The organism is Aminivibrio pyruvatiphilus, from assembly GCF_004366815.1.
GTDB lineage: Bacteria > Synergistota > Synergistia > Synergistales > Aminobacteriaceae > Aminivibrio > Aminivibrio pyruvatiphilus.
Map to the genome: position 1 here is coordinate 55,902 of NZ_SORI01000015.1, position 26,784 is coordinate 82,685.

Consider the following 26,784-nt stretch of genomic DNA (forward strand, 5'->3'; position numbering starts at 1 on the left):
AAAGGTCAGGTTTTCTGATATGTACGGACAGACCATTGCGGAAAAAATACTCCAGAAGCACTCGACGGAACCGGGAAAGCCCGTAAAGGCGGGAGACATCCTTTTCTGCAGCGTTGATTTTCTCATGAGCCATGACGCAACGGCGCCGATGGCCATACGGGCTTTCGAAAACATGGGAGGAACAAAGGTTTTTGATCCCTCGAAAATGGTGCTCATTCTTGACCACGCCACCCCCGCTCCCTATGAAAGAATAGCCAACCTTCAGTCCATGATGAGGGAGTTCGCCAGGGAGCAGGGAATAACGTTCATCGAAGGCGGAGAAGGCGTATGCCACCAGATCGTCGTGGAAAAGGGGTACCTCAGGCCCGGAGACCTGGCTCTCGGAACGGATTCCCACACCTGTACCTACGGTGCGCTGGGGGTTTTTGCGACCGGGGTCGGTTCCACCGATATGGCCGCGGCGATGTACACCGGCAAATCGTGGTTCAAGGTTCCGGAAACCATACGGGTGAATCTGAAGGGAACCCTCCGGAAGGGATGTTCGGCGAAAGACGTGATTCTGAAGACCGCCGGAGTTATCGGGGCGGACGGTGCGAATTACAGGAGCATGGAGTTCTACGGAGAGTGGATCGACAGGGCTTCTCTTTCGGAACGCCTGACCATTGCCAACATGGTGGTGGAAATGGGAGCCAAGTGCGGTTTCCCCTGCGGTCCCGAACTGGGAATTTCCGCCGACGCCGATGCCCGGTACCTGATGGATGCGGAAATCGATCTTGACGCCCTAGTACCCGTGGTTGCGAGACCTCACGCGGTCGACGACGTCTGTCCCGTGAGCGAAGTCCGGGACGTGGCCATTCACCAGGCCTTCCTGGGCAGCTGCACGAACGGGAGAATGGAAGACCTCCGCGAGGCCGCGCGAATACTGAAAGGAAAGAAGATTGCAGAAGGCGTGAGGCTTATCATCGCTCCTGCCTCCAGGCAGGTCATGCTCCAGGCCATGGAAGAGGGGGTGCTCACGACGCTCATCGAGGCGGGAGGAGCTGTTTTTACTCCCGGCTGCGGCGTGTGCGTGGGAACCCACGGAGGCGTCCCTGCGGACGGGGAGGTGGTCCTTTCCACCTCCAACCGCAATTTCAAGGGGAGGATGGGAAACAACAAGGCGCTTATCTATCTTGCCTCACCCCTTACCATAGCGGCATCGGTAATCACGGGGCGAATCACGGACCCCAGGGAACTGGAGGGATGACGGTGAAACTCCAAGGGCATGCCGTAAAATACGGCGACAACATCAGCACGGATCTCATTATCGCCGGCAAGCACACCAAAACGCTGAATGTCCGGGACCTCGCGGACCATGCGATGGAAGATCTCGATCCTTCCTTCGGTGAGAAGATCAGCGGGGGCGGCGTTCTTGTGGCCGGAACGTATTTCGGCTGCGGATCTTCGAGAGAGCAGGCTCCCGTTGCCTTGAAAGAAGCCGGAGTCCTGTTCATCGCGGCGAAAACCTTTTCCCGCATTTTTTACAGGAATGCGGTCAACATCGGACTTGCCGTGGTCGAATGCGATACCGACTCCATCGGCGAAGGAGATATCCTTGAATATGATGTCGGCTCGGATGTCCTGAAAAACAGGAGCAAAAATCTGGAGCTGGCGGTGACCCCTCTCCCCGAAATAATGGTGGAAATTCTGAAAGAAGGCGGGGTGGTGCCGTATATAAAAAAACACGGCGGATTTTAGGGAACAGGTGCTTCCCGGCCGGTTTTCAGCCCGGAAGCCGGGGAACCTCCGGGGCTGGGGAACCGTAATTTTGAGTGTTTAGTAAGGAGGAGGTATGTCGAGATGTTCAGGCTATCAAAAGTTTGTATGTGTGCATTTCTGGTCCTGTTTGTCATTGCCGCTCCATCCTTCGCAGCCTTTCCCGACGGAAAGCCGATTCGCATAGTGAATCCTTTCGCCGCCGGGGGAGCTGGAGACGTGGAGGTGCGTATGCTTGCCCCTCTCATGGAGAAGCATTTCGGAGTCCCCGTGGTCGTAGAAAACATGACAGGCGCCGGCGGGCGCATCGCGTACGACAAGATGTACAGGGAAACAGCCGACGGACACACTCTTTTTTACAACAACCAGCCTGCACTGCAGCTGGGAGAGTTCCTGTACGACGGAAGGTACAAGGGGAATGAATTCACCTATCTCGTCAACGTCGTCAACGATCCCCGGTATCTTCTCGTTCTGAAAAGTTCCCCCTACCAGACATTCCAGGATCTTCTCGAAACATCGAAAAAAAAGGACATATCCTGTGCAGTGTCCGGCCTTGGAAGCAGCGGACACCTGGGCAGCGTTCAGCTTGTTCTTGCGGGCCTGAAGCACAGGATAGTGCCTTTCGACGGAACTGCTCCGTCAAAGGCTGCCTTCCTCGGAGGACATGTGACGTTCTGGATTGCCGGCTACAGCGAGCTGAAGGCCCTGCTTGCAGACGACAAAATCAGGGTGCTCGCCACTCTGAACGACAAGCGCATCGCACCCTACGATTATCCGACCCTTTCCGAAATGGGACTGCCGGAAGTTGCTGTCTACAACATGCGGGGCATCTGCGCTCCCCCCAGTCTTCCTGAAGATATCCGGGCTCTTCTCATTGAAGGGATCAGCAAGGCGGTAAATTCGGAAGAAATTCAGAAATGGGCGGCTGAAACGGACAGGCCAATGCTCTTCGCAGCCGGAGACGATTATTTCAAGCTTCATGAAGAGACGACGAAAATGGTGCTGGACGCTCTTCCAATGATGAAAGAGAGCATCGGAAAGAAATAATGTGAAGCGGAAACACTTGTTCCGGGAAGTTAATCAGGATCCTGAAAGGGGACTATGAAATGAAAAAAAGTATGCTCGCAGTAATGCTCCTTCTGTGTGTGGCGGCGGCTCCCGCTTTTGCTGACGACGTGTTCGTCCGCATAGGGACGAGCAGCGTGGGCGGAGGATTCTATCTCATCGGCAATACCATCGCCCAGCTCGGAACCGAGGTCGAGAAGAGCATCAACTTCACCGCGGTCACCGGTGGATCCATCAAGAACTGCATCAACCTCGGCACCAAGGAAGTGGAGCTCGGCATGGTGCAGTCCTCCACCGTGAACGATGCCTGGAACGGCACCGGGTCGTTCAAGGAGCCCATCAAGACCCTCCGGTATGTGACGGCCATCTATCCCATGCCCGCCCACATCCTTGTGAACCTTGACGCCGGAATCAAGAGCATCGGCGACTTCAAGGGCAAGAGGGTCGACTATGGTTCGGTCGGACAGGGCATAGAGGTCAACGTCCGTGAAATGATGTCCGTGTACGGCCTTACCGATGACGACGTCAGGATCGAACGTTTCGGCCGCGCCGAAGTGGCCGAGGCCCTGAAGGTGGGCGATTCCCAGGCCCACATCTGGACCACCAATGCGCCGAACGCCCAGGTCACGGACATGATCCGCTCCGGCAAGGTGGGACTCATCGGCATCGAAGCGGACAAGATCAGGGAAATCGTCGAAAAGTATCCCCACTATGCGCCCGTTACGATCCCCGGCGGAGTCTATGCCGGATATGAGAAGGACATCCCCGTGGTGGGCGCCGTCGGTTCGCTCCTCACCTACGAGGACATGCCCGAAGAGGTCATTTACAAGATCACGAAGATGATCCACGGCAACACGAAATTCCTGCAGGAAAGGCTGAATTACTTCAACAGCCTCACCCTCGACTTTGCGCTGGCCGGAATGTCCGTGCCCCTTCACCCCGGCGCGAAGAAGTTTTACGTTGAAGCCGGCCTGATCAAGGAATAGGGCCTCGTCTGCGGCGGGAGGACGGCGCGCTGGCGCCGGATCCTCCCGCCTTTTGATATCGGGAATTTCAGGGAGGAAATGATGGATACTACTGTTTCCGAAAACCAGGAGAAAAAAGTGTCTTCCGGCAAAAAGCGCTCCTTTTCGGGGAATCTCAAGATTCTTGTCACGGTTTTCACCGTTGCCCTTGCGGTCTTTCAGCTCTACACCGCCTTTTTCGGCGTTCTGCCCGCCATGCAGCAGAGGAGCCTTCACCTTGCCTTTGTTCTGCCGCTGATCTTCCTGCTCTACCCCATGTGGAAAACATCGCCGAAGGACCGTCCCAGCCTCTTCGACTGGATCTTCGCAGCAGCCGCGGCGGCCTGCACGGTCTACGTGTACCTCATGTACGAGGACATCGCGAGCAGGGCGGGAATGTACACCCAGTACGAACTCTATCTCGGTGTCGCCATGATTTTTCTTGTCTTTGAAGCCGCACGGAGAGTCCTCGGATATCCGCTGCCCATTTTCTGCGGCCTCTTCATCCTCTTCGCCTATTACGGGCGGTCCATGCCCGGGCCATTCAAACACTTCGGACTGTCAATCCCGCGCATCATCGAGGAGCTTTACCTCACCACGGACGGTCTGTTCGGACTCGTGACGGGGGTTTCGGCGACCTATATCTATCTGTTCATCCTGTTCGGGGCATTTCTCAGTTCCACGGGAACGTCCCAGTTCTTCAACGACCTTTCCATGGCCCTTACCGGGCACCTCAAGGGAGGACCGGCAAAAATCGCCGTTGTCTCAAGCGCCCTCATGGGGACCATCAGCGGCAGTACCTCCGCCAATGTGGCCACTACCGGCGCCTTTACCATTCCCCTGATGAAGAAGATCGGGTATCAGCCCCATTTCGCCGGAGCGGTCGAAGCGGCGGCATCCACAGGGGGCCAGATCATGCCTCCCGTGCTTGGAGCTGCGGCGTTCATCATCGCGGACTCCCTGGGTATTTCCTATCTCAAGGTGCTGAGCGCGGCGGTCGTTCCCGCCATTCTCTATTTCTGGAGCATCTGGTGCTGCCTGAGTCTGGAGGCGGCAAAGCTGGGACTGCAGGGGCTGCCGAAGGATGCCCTCCCCAGGGTGAAGGATGTCCTGGTCAAGAGCGGGTACAAGTCCATACCCCTTTTCGGCATCATCTATTTCCTCGTCCAGGGATACAACCCGCTGTACGCCGGATGCTGGGGAATAGTCCTTGCAACCCTTCTCAGCTTTGTAAAAAAGGAAGACAGGCTTGACATCAAGTCCTTCATCGCCACTCTCGAGGACGGTTCAAAGAGCGCCCTTTCCGTCGCCATTGCCTGCGTCATCGTCGGCGTGGTCATCGGGATGATGGGCGCCACCGGGATCGCCCTGAAAGTCGGGGACGTCATTCTCAGCTTCACGAAAGGGAATCTGCTGCTGACGCTGATTTCCACCATGATCCTCTCCATGATCCTCGGGATGGGGATGCCCACCACGGCAAGCTACGTCATGGCAAGTGCCGTGGCGGCCCCCGCCCTGATTCTTCTCGGGGCAAAACCCCTGGATGTCCACTTCTTCGTATTTTTCTACGCCGTTCTTTCCTCGGTCACTCCTCCCGTGTGCGTAGGCGCCTATACAGCGGCTGGAATCGCCGGGTCGGACCCCAACAAGACGGCCTTTACGTCCATAAAGCTGGCCCTTGCCGGTTTTATCGTTCCCTTCGTGTTCATCTATTCGCCCGAGATCATGCTGACCAACGTGGTGAGCTGGCCTGTGACCATCTTTGCCATAATCACCGCATTGATCGGCGTGTTCGGCCTTTCCATAGCGACGGAGGGCTACATCGCGGCGCCCGTTCCTTTCTGGGGACGCCTGCTGGCCTTTGCCGGGGCGGTTCTCCTCATCTTCCCCGGGGTTGTAACCGACGCGGCGGGTTTTTCTCTTCTCGGACTGGTGATTTTCTATAACCTGAAGTTCCAGAAAAGATCAACACCTGCCGGCGCGTGAACGGGAGGTTACGTCATGGTGCAGGAAAAGACCGGTGTTGCGGGGTCTCTTGAATCGTGTGACGCCCTTGTGATGGTGGTTCTTTCGCCTGAAAGGGAGGGCATCAGGATCGAGCTCGACAGCCCTTCCATGGCATCCTTCGGCGGGGAGATGAGAAAAGCGGTCAGGGAGACACTGGAGTCCGCCGGTATTGTTCACGGTTTCGTCAAGGTGCAGGACCGGGGCTCCCTGGACTGCACCCTCCGGGCGAGAACCGAGACGGCGGCGCGAAGAGCCCTGGCCGTGCCCGATAGAGAGAAGGTGGAGGAATGAAAGCGAAACGGCTTCGCCGGACGTCTCTCTACGTGCCGGGAACCAACCCCGGCATGCTTGCCAACGCGACGGTCTACGGGGCGGACAGCGTCATTCTGGACCTTGAGGACGGCGTTCCCGTTTCAGAGAAGGATGCGGCGAGGATACTCGTCAGGAATGCCCTCAGGGCTGTGCCTTACCGGGGCGCGGAGGTCACGGTGAGGGTCAACTCCCTTTCCACCCCCTTCGGCAGGGACGATTTTGCGGAGATCATCCCCCTCGCGCCGGAAGCCATCCGGCTGCCGAAGTGCGAATGTGCCGACGACGTCCGGGAGGCCGACGCCCTCATGACGGACCTTGAACTGAAAAACGGCATTGAACCGGGAACGGTGGGGATTATCGCCATAACCGAATCCGCCCGGGGAGGCCGGAACCTGTCCGAAATTGCCGCCGCAAGCCCCCGGGTGATCGCCCTGAATTACGGCGCGGAAGACTACACCGCTGACATCGGGGCCGTGCGGACAAAGGAAGGCCGGGAGCTCGACGATATCCGGGCCAAGGTCATCGTGGCGGCCAGGATTGCCGGGGTTCAGGCCCTCGACAGCGTCTTCGGCGACGTGAACGACATGGACGGTCTCTACGCGGAAGCGCTGCGGGTGCGCCTCCTGGGGTTCGACGGCAAGTCGGTTATTCACCCGAGGCAGATTTCCCTGGTGCACAGGGCGTTTACCCCCTCGGAACAGGAGACCGGTTTTGCCCGCAGGGTGATGGCCGCCTTCCGCGAGGCATCGTCCCGGGGGGCCGGGGTCATCGCCCTCGACGGCCGGATGATCGACGCCCCCGTGGTGGCCAGGGCTGAAAAGATCCTGGCCCTGGCGGAAGCGGCCGGATGCATTCCGGGAGAAAGGTGACCGCCATGAATATGGATGCAGACAGCCGGAAAACGTTCTTTTTCACCGGAGGGAGCAAGGATATTCCGTGCGTCCGGAAGAAAAGGGAGAAAGGAAAAATCGTCGCCTCCCTCGAGGAAGCCTTCCGATTGGCGGAAGTACGGGACGGCATGACCGTCTCCTTCCACCATCACCTCCGGGACGGCGACCTGGTGGTGAACATGGCCCTGGACGTGCTGGCGGACATGGGCATCAGGGACCTGGTCCTCGCCCCGTCGGCCCTTTTTCCCGTGCACGAGAGCCTGCTCCGCCACGTCCGGTCCGGGGTGATCCGGTCCATCGAGGGAAGCGTGAACGGTCCGGTGGGCAGGGCCGCCTCGGAAGGGCTCTTTCCCTCGCCGGTGATCCTCCGTTCCCACGGCGGCCGGGTCCGGGCCATGCAGGCAGATGAGCTTCACGTGGATGTGGCCGTTCTGGCCGCCCCTGCAGCGGATGCCATGGGAAACCTGAGCGGCATTTCAGGCCCCTCGGCCTGCGGCTCTCTCGGGTATGCCTTTACCGACGCACAATATGCCGACAGGGTGATTGCCGTCACCGACAACCTTGTTCCCTACCCGGCCGTTCCCTTCTCCATTCCCCAGACTCTCGTGGACTGGGTCGTTCCCGTGGAGAGCATCGGCGTGCCGGAAAAAATCGTCTCCGGAACCCTCAGGGTCACCCGGGACCCTCTCCGGCTCATCATCGCGGAACAGGTGGCGAAAGTGGTGGAGGAGAGCGGCCTGTTCACCAGCGGTTTCTCCATGCAAGCAGGGGCGGGGGGAATCTCCCTCGCAGCATCGGCGTTTATTCGTGAACGGATGAAAGCCGCAGGCATAAGGGGGAGTTTTATTTCCGGCGGCATCACGGGACAGAGCGTGGAAATGCTGGAAGAGGGGCTCTTCGAATCCCTGCTGGACGTCCAGTCTTTCGACCTCGAGGCCGTGGCCTCCCTCGCCTCGAACCGCGGGCATGCGGAAATGAGCGCGTCCTTCTACGCCAATACGGCCTCCAAGGGATGCGTGGTGGATATGCTCGACGTGGCGGTGCTCGGGGCAACCCAGGTGGACACGGACTTCAACGTCAATGTGAACACCGAATCGGACGGGGTGCTTCTCCACGGCATCGGCGGCCACATGGACACCGCGGCCGGCGCCGCCGTGACCGTCGTCGTCACGCCACTGTTCCGGGGAAGGATGCCCATGGTCGTGGACAGGGTCCTGACGGTGACCACCCCGGGAGAAACGGTGGACGTGGTGGTCACGGAACGGGGCGTGGCGGTCAATCCCCGAAGAAAAGACCTCCTGGAGAATCTGCGGGGGAAAGGCATTCCGCTGATGGAGATCGGCGACCTGAAGAAAATGGCCGAGGAATTCACCGGAATTCCGAAGACCCCTTCCTTCGGGGAAAAAATCATCGGAATAGTGGAGTACCGGGACGGCACCGTCATCGATACTATCCGGCAGCGGCTCTGAACCTACCCAGGACGCACGTGAAAAAGATGCCTTTCCGGCTGTCTGTCCGGGGAGGCATCTTTTTTCCCCGCCCTGTTGCAATGAAGGGACATTCAATTTAGACTATAATTCCATGGAAGTGTACAATTCCTGGCCGCCCCGGCGGTTTCCGGACATCAGGAGGTGGAATCATGTACGGTTATTGGGGAAAACTGCTTCGGGTAAACCTGACGAGCAGGGCCTGCAGGATCGACGATATTCCGGAGGAGACCTTCGACCTCCTGCTCGGAGGCTCGGCCCTCGGAGCGAAGATTCTTCTCGAAGAAACTCCGGCGAAGGTGGACCCCCTCTCCCCGGAGAACAAGCTCATCTTTGCCGTGGGCCCCTTCCAGGGAGTGAAGTTTCCCGGCAACGGAAAATGGAGCGTCATCACCAAGGGGCCCCTCACGGGAACCTTCCTCGAGTCGGCGGGTACAGGCCACTGGGCGCCCTATTTCAAGCAGTGCGGCTTCGATGCCGTGGTGTTCGAGGGGCGGGCGGACAGCCCGGTCTACGTGTTCATCAAGGACGGCGGCGCCGAGATCCGGGACGCTGCGTTCCTGTGGGGGAAGGATACCATCGAAACGGGGGAACTCATAAAGGAAGACCTGGGCGACAGGCGGATCAACGCCCTGAACATCGGTCCCGCCGGGGAGAGAATGCACCCCATCGCCTGCATTTCCTGTGACGGGCACAGCTTTGCCGGGCGCGGAGGGGCGGGGGCCGTCATGGGCTCGAAGAACCTGAAGGCCGTGGCGGCATGGGGAACGATGGAAGTCCCCGTGCATGATCCGGAGAAGGCGGCGGAGTTCGCAAAGGAAACGTTCAGGCTGCTCTCCGGGCAGGGTGAGAAGTTCCGGGCCCACGGAACGCCCCGGGTCATCGTTCCCCTCGAAGGGATCGGCGATACCCCCATCAAGTACTGGAGGGGGGACGAGAACAAGCGGGGCGCAGCCCTCCTCGGCGCTCCCCGCTACACGGAGTACCTGAACGTGAAGCCCCTCCCCTGCATCAACTGCCCCATAGGGTGCCACCGCCATATCCGTTTCGAATATCCGGACGGAACGGTGCTTGAGGGGAACGGCCCCGAGTACGAGACCATCGGCATGATGGGGAGCAATCTCCTGGTGGAGGACCTGGGGGCTGTGGCGAAGGCCAACGACATGGCCAACCGCCTGGGGATAGACACCATCTCCTGCGGAGCCTGGATCGGTTTTCTCATGGAGTGCTGGGAGTACGGCTGGATCACTCCCCAAGACACCGGCGGGCTGTCCCTGAAATGGGGCGACCCGGACGTCCTGCTCGCCATGGTGGAACAGATCGGGACACTGACCGGCATGGGCGCATGGTTCCGGGAAGGCATCCGGGGGGCGGCCAGGCAAATCGGCAGGGAAGCGGAAAAGATCACCGTGGAAGTAAAAAACATGGACTATCCTGCCCACGACCCACGGGCGGTGTACGCCCTCGGGGTGAACTACGCCGTGGGCACCAGGGGAGCCTGCCACGAACGGGGCAATCCCCAGACGAGCGCCCTCGGAGGCTACTTCCCGGAGCTCGGCCAGGAAGGCCCCTGCGACAGGCAGTCGCCGGAGTGCGCCGCGAAGACGGCGGTGATCCACCAGGACGTGAGCGTCCTGATGAACTGCATGACCATCTGCCAGTTCATGATGGGAGGCGGCGGCCTGACCCTGACGGAGATCCGGACGGCCTACAGGTACCTGACGGGGAAGGATGTTCCGGTGGAGGATCTGGTGAAGTTCGGCGAGAGGGCGTGGCAGCTCCAGAGGATCATCAACGTCCGCGACGGCCTGGACAGGAAGGACGACACTCTGCCCCTGAAGATGACCGTTCCCGCCATGGTGGGGCCCCGGGCAGGGAAAACGCCCACACCCCATGACAGAATCCTCGACGACTACTACGAGCTCCGTGGGTGGGACAGGAACGGTGTTCCCACCAGGGAGCGCCTGGAAGCCCTGGGACTCGGCCGGTTCGCGGCCTTCCTTCCCTGAGGCGGAGGACCCGGTACCATGGCTGTGACGATCCGTCTCCTGGGCCTCTTCAGGCAGTACGGACCTCCGGAACCCTGGGAGGTTGCGGCTGGAGAGCGGTCCATCGGCGAGCTTCTCGCGGAAATCGAGGAGAAGGCCCACGCGGGCTATATTCCCATCGTGAACGGTGAACGGAAAAGCAAGACCTATGTCCCCGCCGAAGGGGACGAGATAAAGATCATGCCCCTGGTGACGGGGGGCTGACCGGCGGCTGCATTCGCCGACGAAAGAAGGGAAACCCTGAAGCGGGGTTTCCCTTCTTTTTTGTCTTCAGGAAATCATGTTCCTTTCATCCCTTTTTTAGAAACCCGGGTAAAGGGTCAGTATTGCAAATATACTTGCTTGACTGTAAACTATGGCTATTTATTGAAGAGTTCAATAAACCTGTGGAATGGGTCATTATCAGGAGGTGGAACAATGTACGGATATTGGGGAAAGCTGCTGCGGGTGGACCTGACGAACCGCACCTTCCGGTCCGAGGAGATTCCCGAAAAAGTGTTCGATTTGCTTCTCGGGGGTTCGGGGCTCGGCGCGAAAATCCTGCTCGAGGGAACACCGGCAAAAGTGGATCCGCTGTCGCCGGAGAACAAGCTCATTTTTGCCGTGGGCGCCTTCCAGGGCGTGAACTTTCCCGGGAACGGCAAGTGGAGCGTCATCACGAAGGGCCCCCTGACCGGCACGTTCCTCGAGTCGGCCGGTACGGGCCACTGGGCGCCCTACTTCAAGAAGTGCGGCTATGACGCGGTCGTCTTCGAGGGGAAGGCGAGCAGCCCGGTATACGTGGTGATCCGGGACGATTCCGTGGAGTTCCGGGACGCGGCGTTCCTGTGGGGAAAGGACACGGTGGAGACGGGAGTCCTGATCAAGGAAGACCTCGGCGACAAGAGGATCAACGCCCTGAACATCGGCCCCTCGGGGGAAATCCTCAACCCCATAGCCTGCGTGACCTGCGACGGCCACAGCTTTGCCGGGCGGGGCGGCGCCGGGGCCGTCATGGGGTCCAAGAACCTGAAGGCCGTGGCCGCCTGGGGAACGAAGGAAGTTCCGGTTTACGACCGCGAGAAGGCCTCCGAGTACGCAAAGGAAGTCTTCAAGCTCCTCCACGAGCAGGGGGAGGGATTCCGCAACCACGGGACGCCCACCGTCATGGTTCCCCTGGAGGAGATCGGCGACGTGCCCATCAAGTACTGGAGGGGCGACGAAAACAAGTACGGAGCCTATCTTCTCGGCGCTCCGCGGTACACCGAATACCTGAACGTGAAGCCCCTGCCCTGCATCAACTGCCCCGTGGGATGCCACCGGCACATCCATTTCGAATATCCCGACGGCACGGTCCTCGAGGGGAACGGCCCCGAGTACGAGACCATCGGCATGATGGGGACGAATCTCCTCATGGAAGACCTGGGGGCCGTGGCGAAGGCCAACGATCTGGCCAACCGCATGGGCATCGACACCGTGTCCTGCGGGGCATGGATAGGCTTCCTCATGGAATGCTGGGAATACGGCTGGATCACCCCCCGGGATACCGGAGGACTCCAGGTGAAATGGGGCGACCCGAAGGCGCTCCTGGAACTCACGTCCCGGATCGCCTCCATGAAGGGCGTGGGGGAATGGTTCAGGGAAGGCGTGCGGGGCGCGGCGAAAAGAATCGGCAAAGAGGCTGAGAAGATCACCGTGGAGGTGAAAAACCTGGACTATCCCGCCCATGATCCCCGGGCGGTCTTCGGCCTCGGGGTCAACTACGCCGTGGGCACCAGGGGAGCCTGCCACGAGCGGGGCAACCCCCAGGCGAGCGCCCTGGGCCTCTTCTTTCCAGAGCTTGGAGAGGACGCGCCCCTCGACCGGTTCTCCGTGGAGGACGCGGCGAAAGTGGCGGTGCTCCACCAGGACGTGAGCGTGCTGCACAACTGCATGACCCTCTGCAAGTTCATGATGGGCGGCGCGGGCCTCACCCTCACGGAGATGAACACGGCCTATAAATACCTCACCGGGAAGGATATCCCCGTGGCGGAGTTCGTGAAATGCGGCGAGCGGGCGTGGCAGCTCCAGCGCATCATCAACGTCCGGGACGGCCTGGGGAGAAAGGACGACACCCTGCCCCTGAAGATGACCGTTCCTGCCATGGTGGGGCCCAGGGCGGGCAAAACCCCGACCCCCCACGACCGGATCCTCGATGATTACTATGCCCTCCGTGGCTGGGACGGCAACGGCGTTCCCACGAAGGAACGGCTTGAAGAGCTCGGCCTCGGAGAGTACGCGAAGTACCTCAACTGACCGGAGAGCCGGCTCGGCTTCTGCCGGAACGGGCCGGAGAGCTTTGTGTCAGATTGTGACGCAGAGCTTCCCGGGGGCCGGCGGTGCCGTGACTACGGAAAAGACAGTACTGACACCATGAGGAGGGAAAGATATGCTGCAGGCAAAGGTTGGCTGGAGTACTTCGGGATGTGCCCGCTCGGCGGGGGAGGAAGCGGCGAAGGCGGCGAAGGTGGGCGGGGCGAAAGTCGCCCTGCTCTACGGAAGCGTGGACTATGACCAGGAAGAGCTTCTGAAGGGTGTAGGGGCTGTCCTGGGAGATGTGCCCGTCATCGGATGCACCTCCTATACGGGCGTGCTCACGCCGGGAGGCTTCATCACCGGTCCGGATGGATACTGCGCCCTCATGACCCTCTCCGATGAAGAGATGACTGTCGGGGTGGGAGCGGCTGAAAAGGGATGCTGCGCCGTGTCGGCGGGCGAGGAAGCGGCCCTGGCCGCCCTCGAGGCCGCCGGAATGGACACCGCCCCCGACTTTTTCTACATGGTGGCCCCTCCGGGGGAGGAAGAATTCTACCTCGAGGGCATCCAGTCGGTCATCGGAAGGGTCCCCTTCTTCGGCGGCAGCGCGGCGGACAACGATCTCTCCGGCAAGTGGCTTGTCTACGGCGGCGGCGTGGTGAAGAACGGTGTGGCCGTGGCCTTCTTCTGGGACAAGGAATTCGGGAACAGGTATACCGGCGCCTACCGTCCCACGGGCAAGCGGGGCATCATCACGAAGGTGGAAAACAACCGCGTGCTGAAGGAGATCGACGGAAAACCTGCCCTTGAAGTTCTCGCGGGATGGCTCGGGAGCACTCCCGCCGACCTGCAGGGGTTCAACCTCCTCGGCGCCACCATCCACCATCCTCTCGGCATTACGGACTATGCCGGCGGTCACGTGTGGATCCGCCATCCCATGGCGGGCAACCCCGACAACAGTGCCAACATCGGCAACAACCTCGCCGAGGGAGTGGCTGTGGAACTCATGGAAGCCACCACGGACGAACTGATCGCCTCTGTGGAATCAGCGGCGAAGGAAGCGGCCGGCCGGCTCGGGACAGACGTGGGAGCCCTCCTGGCCGTTCACTGCGGCGGCAGGCGGGGCGGCATCGGCGACAGGATGGACGAGACCGCGGCGGCCATGAAAAAGGCGATCGGAGACGCCCCCTTCATCGGCGTCTTCACCTTCGGCGAGTACGGGTACGAAGGATGTTCCGCCAACGGCTGCGGCGGTCTGATGCTGTCCTTCATGGCCCTGGGGAAATAACATGGCTGTACGGCTCCATCTCCTCGGCATCTTCCGGAAGCACCAGCCCTCCGATCCCTGGGAGATCCCCCCGGACGGAAAGACGCCCCTTTCGGCGATCCTGGAAGATGCCGGGGTGGACCCGGCGGCGGGATATGTCCTCCTGGTGAACGGGTCCCGGAAAAAGAAGGACTACATCCCTGCAGACGGGGACGACATCAAGGTCATGCCCCTGGTCGCGGGGGGATAAAAAAGTAGACATGGTCCGGAGTTCCGTGGTAGAATTCAGACATGTCGCATGATGTTCAATACCCGGAGAACTCGATTCTTGTCGTGGGAAACTCCCAGACCACGGGGTTCAATCCCATCAACCAGCAGTTCGGGGCGTTTTTCATCACCTTCATCGTGGTGAAGGAAACGGAAGAGATCCTCGACTGCGGGGTGTCCGTGACGGTCAAGACCACGGAGAACTTCATTCGGGGGATGTTTTCGGGAAAGCGCCTGGTAAAGGACGAGGAGCGGATCGTGGCGGAAGTTCAGTCGCGGTATTTCGGCTCCTCCCAGAAGGCCATCATCGCGGCATACAAAGACGCGGTCAAGAAGTTCCGGGAAGTCACCGCGGCGAAAAAAACAGTGAAATAACGAGCTGCTTCGTTCTTCGGTCCGTCTGAGCGTTTCCTCACGGACACTAGAGAATGAAATCCAGCGGTCACCGGCGAACACAATCGCCGGAGGCTGCTGGATTTTTTTATGGGCCGCTCATTTTGGGGAAGGCGGTCCTCGCCGCGCCTTTCAGGCGCAGAAGAAAGGGGGAGGTAACGGAACGGGCAGAATCAGTGAAACGGCAGGGAAGTCAACTTTTGAAGGAGGGATTACTGTGGAAAATTCGATACTTTTGGGGCTGGTCCCCCTGGGAATCTACATAATTTTCTGCTTTACCCGCTACGGCCAGATCGTGGCGGTCTCTCTCGGCATACTCGCGGCAACCCTTATCGGCGGGCACAGCCTGATGGACGTAGCGGCCGGAATCCGCGGAGGCCTGGGGTCGTTCCTGGGGTACATCGGACTCATCATCCTGCTCGGTGCAGGGCTCGGCGAGGTTTTGAAGCGGACGCAGGTCGTCAATGACCTCGTCTCCATGGTAACCGGCAAGCTCAACGTCAATTCCCAGAAGCGCGCATTTTTCGTCGTTATGTTCTGTTCAGTCGTTATCGTCAGCCTTCTCGGAACTATGGCGGGAGGAAACGCCATTCTCGCTCCCATCCTCATTCCCATCGTCGCTTCCGTAAGGATCACCCCGAACACCATGGGAGTTCTCTTCCACGGCGCAGGCGCCACCGGGCTTTTCCTCGGACCCTTTACGCCTCCGGTGGTGGCTCTCATGGAGTTCACCGGCCTGTCATATCCCCAGTACCTTGTCAACGCCGGCATCCCCATTTCGGTCATCATGTGGATCGTGACCTTTATCTGGGCGGGCCACGTGCAGAAAGTGAGCGAAGGAAAGAAGCATTATTCCGAGGAAGAAGTGGCAGCGGCCGGGAAGGTTGAATGGACGCCCACCGCCACGGTGAGACGGGCGACCATAGTATTCCTCGTCTCCATGATATCCCTTGTCGGCTATGGAATAGCCATTGAGGGCGGATCCACCTTCGTTCTCGCCATTATGCTCGGGACGGCACTGCTGACGGGATTCGCGGCCCGGCTCAACATGACCGAAATCGTGGATACCATCTTCGAAGGATCCAAGCGCCTCATCTGGCTCTTTTTCTTCTTTGTCCTCCTTGATCCCTTCGTCAATTTCATGTCCGACGCCGGTACCTTCGAGGCCCTCGCCACCCTGCTGAAGCCTTATGTTGAAAACGGCGGCCCGGTAGCGTTCCTTGCCTTCTCGACCCTGGTAGGCGTATTCGGGATTCCCGGAGCTGCCGTAGCCCAGGCGGAAGTCATCAACAAGATGTTCCTTCCCCTCGCCCAGAGCCTGAGCATCCCTATGACGATCTGGGTCGTGGTGCTGCTCGTCGGATCGCAGATGACCTCTTTCGCCATTCCGGAAGGAGACATGCAGGGGCAGATGGGGCTTGCACAGTCCGATGACCTGAAGGCCATGCTGTGCAACGGGTGGCTCATAGTTCTGTTCACAGTCCTCTATGTGATCGCCCGCGCGATGATGCTGGGAACCGTCTGACAATGGACTGGGTGAACGCTGTCCACAAGGAGATAGAAGCCTTTCCGGAAACTGCGGGCGTTGTCGTCCGCAGTTCCTCTGACGGGGTGGAAGTCACGCATAATCCCGGGAAGGTTTTTTCTTCCGCGAGCCTGATCAAGCTGGGAGTCCTGTACACCCTCTTTTCAAAGAATGCTGCCGGCGGGATCGACCTTGACGAATGGTGCGATTTTTCCTCCGCTGCGTCCGTGGACGGCGGGCTGCTTCACCGGGTCCGCTCCGGAGGACGGTTTCGGCTGGATGATTTGGCCCTCCTCATGATATCCGTAAGCGACAACACTGCGGCGAATCTGCTCATCGACAGGCTGGGGATGGATACCATCAACGGAGGGTTCAGGGAACTCGGGCTTACCGGAACCGTTCTTGGCCGGAAGATGCTCGACTTCGAGGCGAAAAAGGCGGGAAAGGACAACTACACCACTGCGGGAGACGTTGCCGTGCTGCTTGAAACCCTGCATTCAGGGAAAAACCTTCCGGTTTCGGCCAGGAACCGCATGATGGAGATCCTTTCGGCGCAGAAGCTCAATTCCAAGCTTCCCGGAATGATTCCCGTGCTCGACGTGGATGACGTGGAACTGTTTCTTGCCCACAAGACCGGGGAACTGCCGGGGAACGAGCACGACGCGGGCATTTTCTTCTACCGGGGCAAAAAGCCGGTAGTGGTTTCGGTCCTTACTGAAGGGCTGCAGCACAGGTCCGGGGGCGTCAGTTTCTGCGCCCGCATCGGACGGATCATTTATGACGCGTATCATAATCAGCAGTAAATCAACAGTCATCTTATTCTTTCATTCAGGAGGGGTTTTACAGTGATTACCGATGGATTTGCATATGTCGCGTTTCTGTTCTGCTTTGCGGGAGTCGTCGCCACACTGGAGATGAAGTACAAGGACACCACGTTCTTCAGGTATGTTCCCACCCCCGTCGTTCTGTACGTTATGTGCATGGTCTTCGCCACCTTCGACCTGTGGCAGAAGACTGACAGCGTCAACGCGGCGTACCGGGTGGTCCGGGGCAACCTCATTCCTGCCATGATCTTCGTCATGCTCCTCCGCTGCGACATCCGGAAGATCCTCAAGCTCGGCCCCCGGATGCTCATCGGATTCTTCTCCGCCACAATCACCATCATGATAGGTTTCGTGGTCATGTTCGCCCTCATGAAGAACGGCTTTCCTCCCGAGGCATGGAAGACCTGGGGCGCCCTTGCCGGAAGCTGGATCGGCGGCACGGCAAACATGGTGGCCATCCAGGGAGCCCTCGGCATCAACGACTCCGCCATGGGATACACCCTGCTGGTGGACAACGTGAACTACTCCATCTGGGTCATTATGCTGCTCGCTACTGTTCCCTACGCGAAGTTCTTCAACAAGTGGACGAAGACCGACACGTCTACCATCGACTCGGTCGGGCTCATGCTCTCCGAAGTGAAGGAAAACACCCGGACGAAGATGGAGACGGCAGACCTCGCTCTTCTCATCGGAGCGGGCCTTCTCGTCTCGGCCCTCTCCTCCTGGCTGGCGACCTTTCTTTCGCCCATGCTCATGGAAGTCTTCGGCAAGAGCGATTTCCTCTCGGTGAGCACCGTGACTATCATCCTGGCGACCATTTTCGGCATTGCCTGCGCCATGACGCCCATGAACAGCATTCCAGGCTCCTCGCCCGTTTCCATGACCATGCTCTACATCATCATCTGCCTCATCGCCTCCAGGGCATCCTTCAAGGAGCTGACTGACGCACCCTACTACCTTGCCGCCGGATTCGTCATCCTGGGTATCCACGCCCTTCTCATGGCCATCATCGCCAAGATCCTCAAGATCGACCTCTTTACCTGTGCCGTGGCCAGCCTTGCGAACATCGGCGCAGTGGCGGCCGCACCCATCATCGCCGCCGCCTACAAGGAAACGCTCGTTCCCATCGGCGTCCTGATGGCCCTCATGGGATATGTCGTCGGAACAGCCGGAGGGCTTTTCGTCGCCAAGATGCTGTCCATGGTCGCAGGAGCCTAGAATGAAAATACGCACACTCCGTCTGGGGCGTCTTTCCGTTCCGCTGAAAAAACCGTTCAAGACGGCGCTCCGGACCGTCACGGAAGTGACCACCAATGTGGTGGTCGTGGAGACGGATGAAGGAGTCTGCGGGTACGGGGAGGCTCCCCCTACGGCGGTCATTACGGGGGATTCAAACGGAGCGATCCGGGGTGCGGTGGAGGAGCGGCTTCGCCCGCTCCTCACCGGGCAGGACACGGAGAATCTCAACGATCTGCTGGACATGGTGGATTCGGCCCTGGTGCACAACACGTCGGCAAAGGCCGCGGTGGACATCGCTCTCCACGACCTGTGGGGCAAGATCCTCGGGAAACCTTTGTACGCCCTCCTCGGGGGAACAGCGAAAGAAGTGGAGACAGACTACACCATCAGCGTCAACGATCCTGAGACCATGGTGAAAGACAGTCTCGAGGCCGTGGCGGACGGGTATCCCGCCCTGAAGATCAAGGTGGGGACCGACTCGGCACAGGACATGATCCGCCTTCGGGAGATCCGCTCGGCGGTGGGGAAGGACATTCTGCTCCGGGTGGACGCCAACCAGGGGTGGACGCCGAAGCAGGCGGTCCGTACCATCCGGTTTTTCGAGGACGAAGGGCTCGATATCGAGCTCGTGGAGCAGCCGGTGAAGGCCCATGACTTCGAGGGGCTGAAATATGTCACTGACAGCGTGGACACACTGATACTTGCCGACGAGTCGGTGTTTTCGCCCAGGGATGCCTTCACCATCCTCTCCATGAGGGCGGCGGACCTGGTCAACATCAAGCTAATGAAGACGGGAGGCATACGGAATGCCCTGGCCGTCTGCGCCATGGCCCGCTCCTGCGGCGTGGAGTGCATGATCGGGGCCATGATGGAGACCAAGATCAGCGTGACGGCAGCGGCCCATCTGGCCTCGGCCCTTCCGGTCATCACCAGGGCGGACCTGGATCCCCCCATCCTCTGCGCCTCCGACCCGGTGGAGGGGGGAGCGGTCTACAGTGGGGCGAAAGTCGCTCCTTCATCGGGGCCCGGGCTGGGGATCACGGACATAAGGGGACTCGTGCTGGAATAAGAATCAGAACGAAGGCGCAGGGAGTTTTTTCCCCTGCGCCTTTTCACATGCCGGTGCCTTCCGCCAGTGCTTTCCCCGTGGGAGTGGCGGCAAGGCCGCCCAGGCCCGTTTCCCTCAGGGTTCCGGGAAGGGCGCGGCCGATCTGCCCCATAGCGTCGATCACTTCGTCGGCGGGGATGAGGGATTTCACCCCTGCGAGGGCAAGATCCGCCCCCAGGGTCCCGAGACTCACCAGCATGGCGTTCCTCTTGACGCAGGGGCATTCCACCAGGCCGCCCACGGGGTCGCACACCAGGCCGAGGATGGACTTGAAGGTGAGGGCAACCGCGGAGGACACGGCGTCGGCGGATCCTCCCCTGACGGTCACCAGGGCGGCGGCGCCCATGGCGGCCGCCGCGCCGCATTCAGCCTGGCAGCCCCCTGAGGCTCCCGCGAGGGTGGCCCGGGCGGCGGTTACTTCACCGACAGCGGCAGCGGCGAACAGGCCGGACAGGAGGATGTGGTCCTCCGTGCCGAACTGTTCCCGGCACGCGAAGAGCATGCCGGGAAGAATGCCGCAGCTCCCCGCCGTGGGTGCCGCCACAATGCGCCCCATGGCGGCGTTGTAGGTGGAAACCGCCATGGCGATCCGGGCCGCCGAAAGGACGTACGGGCCCGAGAAGGCACACTCCTGTCCCGCGTACTGCTCCAGCAGAGTCGCCTCCGCCTGAACGATGAGCCCCCGCCACTCTTTCGACACGGCCTCCCTGACCGAGAACTCCATATCCTTGAGCCGGGAGAGCATTCCTGTCCGGAGGAGACTTTCGGCGACTCCCGTTTCCTCCGACTCCATTGCCAGGGCCTGTTCTGCGAAAGAACGGTCCGAAAGCCGGCACTGCTCCACCATGTCGCCCAGGGATCTCATGAGGGACCTCCTCTCCCGTAGAGGGGAACCACCCGCACGATGGCAGGATGGACCTTTGCCACTTCACCGGGGAGGGCTGGGTCGGGATTCCCTTCCATCTCCATCTCCGCCACGAGGGAGGCCAGCCCTCCCCGGGCCTTTCTGTGGAGGGTCATGGAGGCGATGTTGATCTTCCGGTCTGCAAGAAGGGCTGCCACCGCGGCCACCACTCCGTGGACGTCCCTGTGGAAGGTCACAAGGGTAGGGAGATCCCCGGTCACCTTCAGGGAAAATCCGTCGATCTCCTGGAGTTCCACCGCTCCGCCTCCCACCGAGGCCCCCACGATTTCCATGGTTCTTCCGTCCCTGCCCGAAAAGAGGATGCGGACCGAATTGGGATGGGCGCCGTCCACGTCCTCCCGCTCGAACCGGAAGGGAAAGCCCCGGTCAACGGCCGTTTCAAGGGCCGTCCGGATGCCTTCATCGTCCGGCTCCATTCCGAGAAGCCCCGCCACCAGGGCCTTGTCCGTTCCGTGCCCTTTGGAAGTGAAGGCGAAGCTCCCCCTCAGGAAAAGGACCACTTCCCGGACAGGGTCGTCTCCCCAGCATGATTTCGCCAGCTTTCCCAGCCTGGCGGCACCCGCCGTATGGCTTGATGACGGACCGATCATCACCGGCCCGATGATGTCAAGAAATCCCATGGTTTCCTCCCCAAAAAAAAGAAACGGAGGAAGGGGAACTGCCCCTTCCTCCGGCCTCCGTCAGAACCGGACGTATTTGTCCTTCGGCACACCGCACACCGGGCACTTTTCCGGCGCCTCGTCGGCCACGGTGTGGCCGCACACGGGGCAGATGAGCATTGCTTCGAACTCCATGTCCTTTTTGGCAAGGGCGTGCTCCCTGGCCTGCCTGAAGAATTCGGCGTGCTGTTTCTCGGCCTGGAGGGCGAAGTTGAATGTGCGCATGGCGTCTTTCTCGCCCTGGAATTTGGCCGCCTCGTAGTAGACGGGATACATCTGGTCCACTTCGTGCTCCTCGCCGGCGATGGCCCCGACAAGGTTCTCGGCGGTTTCCTTCATGCCGAACACAGCTCCGGCGGTGAGACATGCGTCGGCCACGTCTCCGTTCAGGACGACGAAATGATTTGTGGCATGCACCTGCTCAGCGTAGGCGACGGCCCGGAACAGCCTGGCGATCTTCGGCAGGCCTTCCTTGTCGGCCTTGTCCGCCCAGCCGAGGTAGCGCATGTGGGCCATGCTTTCGCCGCCGTAGGCCGACCGCAGGAATTCTGCGGTCATGGCATTCTTCACAGACATGAAACCATCCTCCTTCAAACAAAATATATGACTTCCTTTAATGAAAGAATATCACATTCCCGGGCATGGCGAAACGGGAGCGCAAATGGTATTCTATTGATACCGGAATAATTATTGTTCAGAATGGAATACTGAAACAACGGGAGGTGGTCCGCGAATGAGGGCGCCAAAAATCCTGGGTATCGCAATCGGTTTCGGCCTGCTCTTTGCGTGGATGGAATCTCTCTTCCTGCAATATGGCCTTTCGGCCCGCCTCGCCGCCAGAGGATACGCCGGCGAAAGCCCCGTGGTCCTTTTCCTGGCCGTTCACTGCCTTGCCTATCTTGTCATGGGGTTTCTCTCCATGAAATCCTTTTTCGACCGGTACAGGGAAGCCGTGCCTTTTGCCGGCTGCATGTTCATGCTCTCCCTGCCGGCTCTCCTCTTTGTTTCAGCCTTTGCCCCCTCTCCTCCCGCCGCTGCTCTTGCCCTGGCAGGAATGCTTCTGGCAGCCGCAGGAGCCGCCATGCTTTTCGGCCGGTGGGGAGTGCTTCTCAGCACACTCATCCCTGACGACGTAGCGGTGGTGTACGGACTGTCACCCCTTGCGGCCACCTTCTTCATCCGCTTTTTCACCGCCTGGGACGTTTCCTTCCTGCTTTTTGCCGCACCCCTGCTGAGCCTTGCCCTGCTCTGGGGCGCCGGCGGAGTGGGCGCTGAAGAAACGGAGCAGCTCAGCCCCCTGCCGGATTTTCCCATCTGGAGACTGGCGGTGTTTCTCTTTTGCTTCTATGCCGCCAACGGCTTTCTCATCAGCCTCATCCCCATCCTCTTTCCGATGGAGTTTGCCCGGGCCGACCAGGTCACTGACTGGATTAGAGCTCTTTCTTCCCTGGGAGTGGCTTTCATTTTCCGGTTTTATCCAAGGGCCGACCTGAGGAATTTCTACCGGGGGGCCTTCCCGTTCATCGCCGCCGCCCTTTTTTTTCTCACCTTCTCACCCTACAGGACCCCTGCAAGGTTCTTTCTTGAGGGAGGGCTCTCCTTTCTCGACCTTTACGCCTGGCTGCTCCTGATCTATTTTGCCTCCCGCACGGGCCTCAGGCGGGGAGCGGTGATCAACTTCGGTATTTTTATCATCGTCTTTGCAGGCACCGTGGCCCATTACCACCTGCTCTTCCGGGGCGCCGCCCTTCTCCCCGGTCAGTCCGGTCTCGCCTCTTTCGCTCTCCTGGGGATATTCCTGCTGCTTCTCATGCTCTCCCTGTGGGACGGGAGGGAACTGCCCCTCCAGATGGGAAGCGCAGCCCGAAGGGAGAGGGAAGAGGAAGGATTTGCCGGAGGAGATGACGGCGGAGATATGGGAGATGCCGACCCTGAAGTGAAGGAAAAGGAAGAGGAGATGGGCCGGCGCATGAAGCTCATGGAATTCAACCTCACCCGACAGGAGACGGAAATCGCCCTCCTTCTTCTCAAGGGAGCCAAAGACCTGAATATCTGTTCCCTTCTCTACATTTCACAGAATACACTGAAATACCACCTCAGGAATATCTACAGGAAAACAGGCTCAAGCAACAGACGAGAGCTTAAAAACATCCTCGATTGAATGCAAACAGGGTGAGACTCCTCACCCCAATGGTTCACGGCAAAGGTGGGAAATCTCACCCTGAAAAAGGGGTGGGAAAACCCACCCCTTTTTTTCCCCAGGGGTGAGGACGGGCTTTTTCTTTTCAGCTAGGCTCTTTCCGGATAGAAGAACCAGAACCGGGAGGAGATGATGTGCCATGCCCCTTTTCACGCGGAAAAAAGCGGGTGCTCTTCTGTTTCTTTCACTTTTCATTGTAGTCACCCTGGCTGCTTTGAGAGCGGAATGCGCCCCGCAGGCGCCGAAGAACGACGTAACGAGAGCGGAATTTTTCCTGAAGAAGTTCGAGGACCGGGTGAACCGTTTCCGGGGGCAGGCCTTCCGTCTGGGCTACGAGGATAACGAGGCCCTGAAAAGAATCAAGGAACTTAAGGAAAAATACCCCGATGATCCTGCCGTGGAGAGCCTGTTCCAGAGAGGCCGCCTTGCCCTCATGAAAAGCAAGGGAGATTTCATGGAGATCACGCCGGACATGCTGGTCTACCGTGAGAACGAGAAGAAGCTCAAGCAGCTCTTCGGGGACATCGCCGACCGGGAGTGGAAGCAGTTCACCGAGGATATCCTCGCCGGGCCCACCGCCCTGCCGAAGGCCTTTCCCGCTCCCGACCGCACCCAGGTCTCCATAGAGGATATCAGGGAAAGCTATGTCATCCTGGACGAGTTTGAATACCCGGCGAACCAGTTCATCGACCTGGGGAGGGAGTTTGTCTCCGTAGGGAGCGGCGCCAGGGGATATTACTTCGTGGAAATTTCCAACCGGAACTGGCTCGGTCCCTACGAGGCGGTCAAAAGGTACCGCCGCCTCATCAACAGAGACTTCCCGGAAGAGGGGAAGTGGACTCTTCTCGGGCGCATCACCGGCATCGAGATGGTGATCCCCCAGGCCGAAAAGGTCAAGACCGTGGCACCTCAGTGGGGATGGGTCGTCACTCCCGTGGCCCTCTACATTCCCGGGGTGACCTTTGCCTTCTACGACTCGGCGAATGAACTGGGCGGCAGTTTCGCCGGCGAAGAACGGATGGAGGAGATCAAGGACCCCCTCTACACGGTACGGTACGTCCCCCGGGATGTGGAGCCGGAACGGCTTGTGGAGATCTTCGCCGCTTCCGTCAAGGAGAAGAATTTCGAGCTCTTCCTCGACTGTATCGACCCCGACAGGAAGAAGACCCGCACCGCCCAGTCCCTGATCCGCTATCACTGGGATCTCCATCTTGAAAGGTTTGCCACCTTCTATGTCCACATAACGACAGACGAGGCGAAGATTGATGTGATCAGCGGGTTCGATACAGGAACGGGCGTGGAGGATTTCTTCCTCGACGAAGAGCAGAAGGAGAAGATCCGGGAAATTTCCGGAGAAGTGGTGGAGCAGGCCCTCGTGACCACCAGGGCGTGGGACGAGAGGGGCCGCCAGTACGGGTCGCCCAAGCCCCATTACCTTATCCGGAAGAACAAGGGGCGCTGGTATATCAACAACTACGAGCAGCCCTTCTAGAAGGGAACGGCGGAGGACCCCATGAAAGTCAGAAAGATACTGAACTGTCGCGGAACAGTTGTTATTTTGCTGATGGGCGCGTTCCTTCTCGCCGGGGCCGGCGGGACGGCGTCCCAGGAGCAGGAAGCAAGAATGCCCACCTATGAGGAAGTCGCCGTCGAGGTGGAAAAGAGGCTGGCTGACGCGGAGCAGAAAATCCTGGCGGGCGTGGCCGCGGTGGAGGAACTTCTGAAGTCGTCGAAGACCGATGCGTCCCAGATGACGGGGAAGTGGAACGAAATCCGGGAACAGTCCTTTGCATCTCCCGTAATGAAAGAGCTGGCCCAGCTCCGCCCCCTGCTGAAGCTGACCATCGACCGGGGGCTCCATGAGGCGGTGCAGGCGTCACGGGACAGAATGAACAAGGGGAATGCTCCTGTTCCGCCGTCTTCGGGAAAAGCCGGGATCACCCTCCCCATTGCCAGGGATATCCACAGGGACGCCGAGGAGCTCCTCGGGTTCGCCCAGGAGATCCAGTCCGTGGGAGAAGCGGTGGCCTGGACGCTGAAGGTGAACCGGCACATCGAGGCCCTGGAGTTCGATATCGGCAACGCTCCGGCCCGGGTCGGCGCCTACGTGGACGACATGAAGCTCATGAGCGCCTCCCTGGTGGATATCCGCCGGAAGGCGAACCAGGCCCTGGAGAACTATTCGAGAAACCAGGGATCCCTTCCGGAGCTGAGGGGCGAAATGGAGAGGTACCTGACGCAGACCATGACCATGAAGTACAAGACCCAGAACGCCGCCGTCAGCCTCGTGAACACGTCGAAGTATCTCGAGCCGGAGGCCGGGTACGTCATCCCGGCGACGGAACTCAAGCGGATGGAGGTCCTGGCGGAGTACTGGAAGGACGGAAAGAATCTCTACCCTCTGCTCCGGCAGGATATCGCGGACGGCGTCGCCCGGTGGGCGCCTCACCCCAAGGCGAAGTGGGCGAACTACCTGGAGTCGAAAAAGGAGTTCAACAAGGTCTATGCCCCGCTGCTGCAGGGAAATCTCTTCCAGGGGATCCCCCTCTTCGAGGGAAAGAAATATACGGAACTCTCCGGCGTGGTCCTTGACACGGAGATGACCCTCCGTACGGTAATCGCAGCCATCGCGGGCCAGGAAAAGAATGTGGAAATCAGGCGGAGCGCTCTGACACAGGATAACGTCCTCACCAGGAAGGAACAGGAGGAGATCCGGAAGCTGGAGGCCATGTACGGGCCGGAACGGGAGAAATCTCTGAAGAACGCCGTCTACAAGGCTGCCGGGGGTTATGCAAAGGTCGTTGAACTGGAGCGGTTTCTGGAGAACTCGGATATAAAGGACGGCGCCTATGCCAAAGTCAAGGAGGAGCTGGACGCTCTTCTGAAACGGAGGCACCCGGAGCAGCAGGCGGCCGATTCGGCCATGCAGACCTTCTACAGGCAGCTCCCGGAAGCCCAGAAGCGGGTGGATACCATCATAGCGGACCACGGAAAACGGAAGAGGGATCTCGGGCTTCAGCCGCTGCTGAAAGAAGCGAAGCTGGCGAAGGAAAAACAGTTCGACACCCTCAAGCCCAGAAGCCAGTGGTGAGAGCCGGGGGAAGGAGGCTGGAGCCATGTTCGGATGGATCAGGGAGATGAGATTTCTCTTTTTTGCGGCTGCCGCGGCCCTTGCGCCCGGCTGATCCGGGAGGAGAAACACCCGGAGCAGCTTGCCGTGAAGAAGAAGCTGCGGGATTTCGAAGAACTGGAGCGGAGAGTGGCCGAGGAGATACGCGGAATCCATGAAGAGCACGAAAAAAGGCGGAAAAGCCTCGGCATGGCTCCGGGGCTGAGCAGATAGGACAGGTGTTCCGTTTTCAAGAAGGAGGGGGATCATGAGCATATTCGCGCGGGTTTCGGATATCTTCAAGGCGAACGTCAACGAAATGCTGGACAGGATGGAAGATCCTGAAAAGATGGTCAAGCAGATGATCATCGAAATGGAAGAGGCCCTCGTCAAGGCCACTTCCGGGCTGGCAAAGGCGATGGCCAA

The 26,784-nt window shown here is 59.7% G+C and carries 26 protein-coding genes; 23 read left to right on the plus strand and 3 right to left on the minus strand.

Annotated features, from left to right (window positions below):
- Positions 1 to 19 precede the first annotated feature (19 nt).
- From C8D99_RS10895 to C8D99_RS10980, 18 genes are all read left to right on the plus strand, one after another.
- Positions 20 to 1,246 carry a 3-isopropylmalate dehydratase large subunit gene (locus tag C8D99_RS10895; protein ID WP_133958188.1) on the plus strand — a complete coding sequence of 409 codons (1,227 nt, stop codon included), beginning with the start codon at positions 20 to 22 and terminating at the stop codon, positions 1,244 to 1,246.
- Between the two features lie 2 nt (positions 1,247 to 1,248).
- Positions 1,249 to 1,737, plus strand: coding sequence for a LeuD/DmdB family oxidoreductase small subunit (locus C8D99_RS10900; protein ID WP_133958190.1), 489 nt, complete (start codon positions 1,249 to 1,251; stop codon positions 1,735 to 1,737).
- Between the two features lie 126 nt (positions 1,738 to 1,863).
- Positions 1,864 to 2,802 (plus strand): Bug family tripartite tricarboxylate transporter substrate binding protein, encoded by a 939-nt coding sequence (locus tag C8D99_RS10905; RefSeq protein WP_208321160.1) that lies wholly within the window; start codon positions 1,864 to 1,866, stop codon positions 2,800 to 2,802.
- Positions 2,803 to 2,861: 59 nt separating this feature from the next.
- Entirely contained in the window at positions 2,862 to 3,806 is a 945-nt protein-coding gene (locus C8D99_RS10910; RefSeq protein WP_133958194.1) for a TAXI family TRAP transporter solute-binding subunit, read from the plus strand.
- Between the two features lie 81 nt (positions 3,807 to 3,887).
- Positions 3,888 to 5,810 (plus strand): TRAP transporter permease, encoded by a 1,923-nt coding sequence (locus C8D99_RS10915; RefSeq protein WP_243833901.1) that lies wholly within the window; start codon positions 3,888 to 3,890, stop codon positions 5,808 to 5,810.
- 15 nt (positions 5,811 to 5,825) lie between these two features.
- Positions 5,826 to 6,122: a citrate lyase acyl carrier protein gene (gene citD / locus C8D99_RS10920; RefSeq protein ID WP_133958198.1), complete on the plus strand. Its 297-nt coding sequence runs from the start codon at positions 5,826 to 5,828 to the stop codon at positions 6,120 to 6,122.
- The gene (locus C8D99_RS10925; protein WP_133958200.1) at positions 6,119 to 7,012 is read left to right on the plus strand and encodes an HpcH/HpaI aldolase/citrate lyase family protein; all 894 of its coding nucleotides are present in this window, start codon (positions 6,119 to 6,121) and stop codon (positions 7,010 to 7,012) included. Before citD ends, C8D99_RS10925 begins: the two co-directional genes overlap by 4 nt.
- Positions 7,013 to 7,017: 5 nt before the next feature.
- Positions 7,018 to 8,502 carry a citrate lyase subunit alpha gene (gene citF / locus C8D99_RS10930; RefSeq protein ID WP_243833902.1) on the plus strand — a complete coding sequence of 495 codons (1,485 nt, stop codon included), beginning with the start codon at positions 7,018 to 7,020 and terminating at the stop codon, positions 8,500 to 8,502.
- Between the two features lie 170 nt (positions 8,503 to 8,672).
- Positions 8,673 to 10,529 (plus strand): aldehyde ferredoxin oxidoreductase family protein, encoded by a 1,857-nt coding sequence (locus C8D99_RS10935; RefSeq protein ID WP_133958204.1) that lies wholly within the window; start codon positions 8,673 to 8,675, stop codon positions 10,527 to 10,529.
- Between the two features lie 18 nt (positions 10,530 to 10,547).
- Positions 10,548 to 10,772 carry a MoaD/ThiS family protein gene (locus tag C8D99_RS10940; RefSeq protein ID WP_133958206.1) on the plus strand — a complete coding sequence of 75 codons (225 nt, stop codon included), beginning with the start codon at positions 10,548 to 10,550 and terminating at the stop codon, positions 10,770 to 10,772.
- A gap of 213 nt (positions 10,773 to 10,985) precedes the next feature.
- Entirely contained in the window at positions 10,986 to 12,842 is a 1,857-nt protein-coding gene (locus C8D99_RS10945; protein WP_133958208.1) for an aldehyde ferredoxin oxidoreductase family protein, read from the plus strand.
- A 133-nt stretch (positions 12,843 to 12,975) separates the two neighbouring features.
- Positions 12,976 to 14,130 (plus strand): FIST signal transduction protein, encoded by a 1,155-nt coding sequence (locus C8D99_RS10950; RefSeq protein WP_133958210.1) that lies wholly within the window; start codon positions 12,976 to 12,978, stop codon positions 14,128 to 14,130.
- A gap of 1 nt (position 14,131) precedes the next feature.
- Positions 14,132 to 14,359 carry a MoaD/ThiS family protein gene (locus C8D99_RS10955; RefSeq protein ID WP_133958212.1) on the plus strand — a complete coding sequence of 76 codons (228 nt, stop codon included), beginning with the start codon at positions 14,132 to 14,134 and terminating at the stop codon, positions 14,357 to 14,359.
- Between the two features lie 41 nt (positions 14,360 to 14,400).
- Positions 14,401 to 14,751, plus strand: coding sequence for a DUF3870 domain-containing protein (locus C8D99_RS10960; RefSeq protein ID WP_133958214.1), 351 nt, complete (start codon positions 14,401 to 14,403; stop codon positions 14,749 to 14,751).
- A gap of 235 nt (positions 14,752 to 14,986) precedes the next feature.
- Entirely contained in the window at positions 14,987 to 16,294 is a 1,308-nt protein-coding gene (locus C8D99_RS10965) for a Na+/H+ antiporter NhaC family protein (RefSeq protein WP_243833903.1), read from the plus strand.
- A 2-nt stretch (positions 16,295 to 16,296) separates the two neighbouring features.
- Positions 16,297 to 17,097: a serine hydrolase gene (locus C8D99_RS10970; protein ID WP_133958216.1), complete on the plus strand. Its 801-nt coding sequence runs from the start codon at positions 16,297 to 16,299 to the stop codon at positions 17,095 to 17,097.
- Between the two features lie 42 nt (positions 17,098 to 17,139).
- Positions 17,140 to 18,336 carry a DUF819 family protein gene (locus C8D99_RS10975; RefSeq protein WP_133958218.1) on the plus strand — a complete coding sequence of 399 codons (1,197 nt, stop codon included), beginning with the start codon at positions 17,140 to 17,142 and terminating at the stop codon, positions 18,334 to 18,336.
- Between the two features lies 1 nt (position 18,337).
- Positions 18,338 to 19,426 carry a dipeptide epimerase gene (locus tag C8D99_RS10980; RefSeq protein ID WP_133958220.1) on the plus strand — a complete coding sequence of 363 codons (1,089 nt, stop codon included), beginning with the start codon at positions 18,338 to 18,340 and terminating at the stop codon, positions 19,424 to 19,426.
- A gap of 43 nt (positions 19,427 to 19,469) precedes the next feature.
- On the opposite strand, the gene sdaAA is transcribed toward C8D99_RS10980, so the two are convergent.
- The 3 genes from sdaAA to C8D99_RS10995 are packed head-to-tail and all read right to left on the minus strand — an operon-like array spanning position 19,470 to position 21,625.
- Positions 19,470 to 20,330: an L-serine ammonia-lyase, iron-sulfur-dependent, subunit alpha gene (gene sdaAA / locus C8D99_RS10985; RefSeq protein WP_133958222.1), complete on the minus strand. Its 861-nt coding sequence runs from the start codon at positions 20,328 to 20,330 to the stop codon at positions 19,470 to 19,472.
- Positions 20,327 to 21,010, minus strand: a complete 684-nt coding sequence (gene sdaAB, locus C8D99_RS10990; RefSeq protein ID WP_133958224.1) for an L-serine ammonia-lyase, iron-sulfur-dependent subunit beta — start codon at positions 21,008 to 21,010, stop codon at positions 20,327 to 20,329. The genes sdaAA and sdaAB overlap by 4 nt, the downstream gene beginning before the upstream one ends.
- Positions 21,011 to 21,070: 60 nt before the next feature.
- Entirely contained in the window at positions 21,071 to 21,625 is a 555-nt protein-coding gene (locus C8D99_RS10995; protein ID WP_133958226.1) for a rubrerythrin family protein, read from the minus strand.
- Between the two features lie 157 nt (positions 21,626 to 21,782).
- Between C8D99_RS10995 and C8D99_RS11000 the strand changes: the two genes are divergently transcribed.
- The 5 genes from C8D99_RS11000 to C8D99_RS15780 form a co-directional block, all read left to right on the plus strand.
- Entirely contained in the window at positions 21,783 to 23,210 is a 1,428-nt protein-coding gene (locus tag C8D99_RS11000; protein ID WP_133958228.1) for a helix-turn-helix transcriptional regulator, read from the plus strand.
- A gap of 178 nt (positions 23,211 to 23,388) precedes the next feature.
- Entirely contained in the window at positions 23,389 to 24,741 is a 1,353-nt protein-coding gene (locus C8D99_RS11005) for a hypothetical protein (protein WP_133958230.1), read from the plus strand.
- 21 nt (positions 24,742 to 24,762) lie between these two features.
- Complete coding sequence (locus C8D99_RS11010) at positions 24,763 to 26,340, plus strand: hypothetical protein (RefSeq protein ID WP_133958232.1); 1,578 nt, start codon at positions 24,763 to 24,765, stop codon at positions 26,338 to 26,340.
- A gap of 33 nt (positions 26,341 to 26,373) precedes the next feature.
- Positions 26,374 to 26,592, plus strand: coding sequence for a hypothetical protein (locus C8D99_RS11015; protein ID WP_133958234.1), 219 nt, complete (start codon positions 26,374 to 26,376; stop codon positions 26,590 to 26,592).
- A gap of 34 nt (positions 26,593 to 26,626) precedes the next feature.
- Positions 26,627 to 26,784, plus strand: a 158-nt coding sequence (locus C8D99_RS15780; protein ID WP_208321162.1) for a PspA/IM30 family protein, incomplete at its 3' end; no start/stop codon positions are given.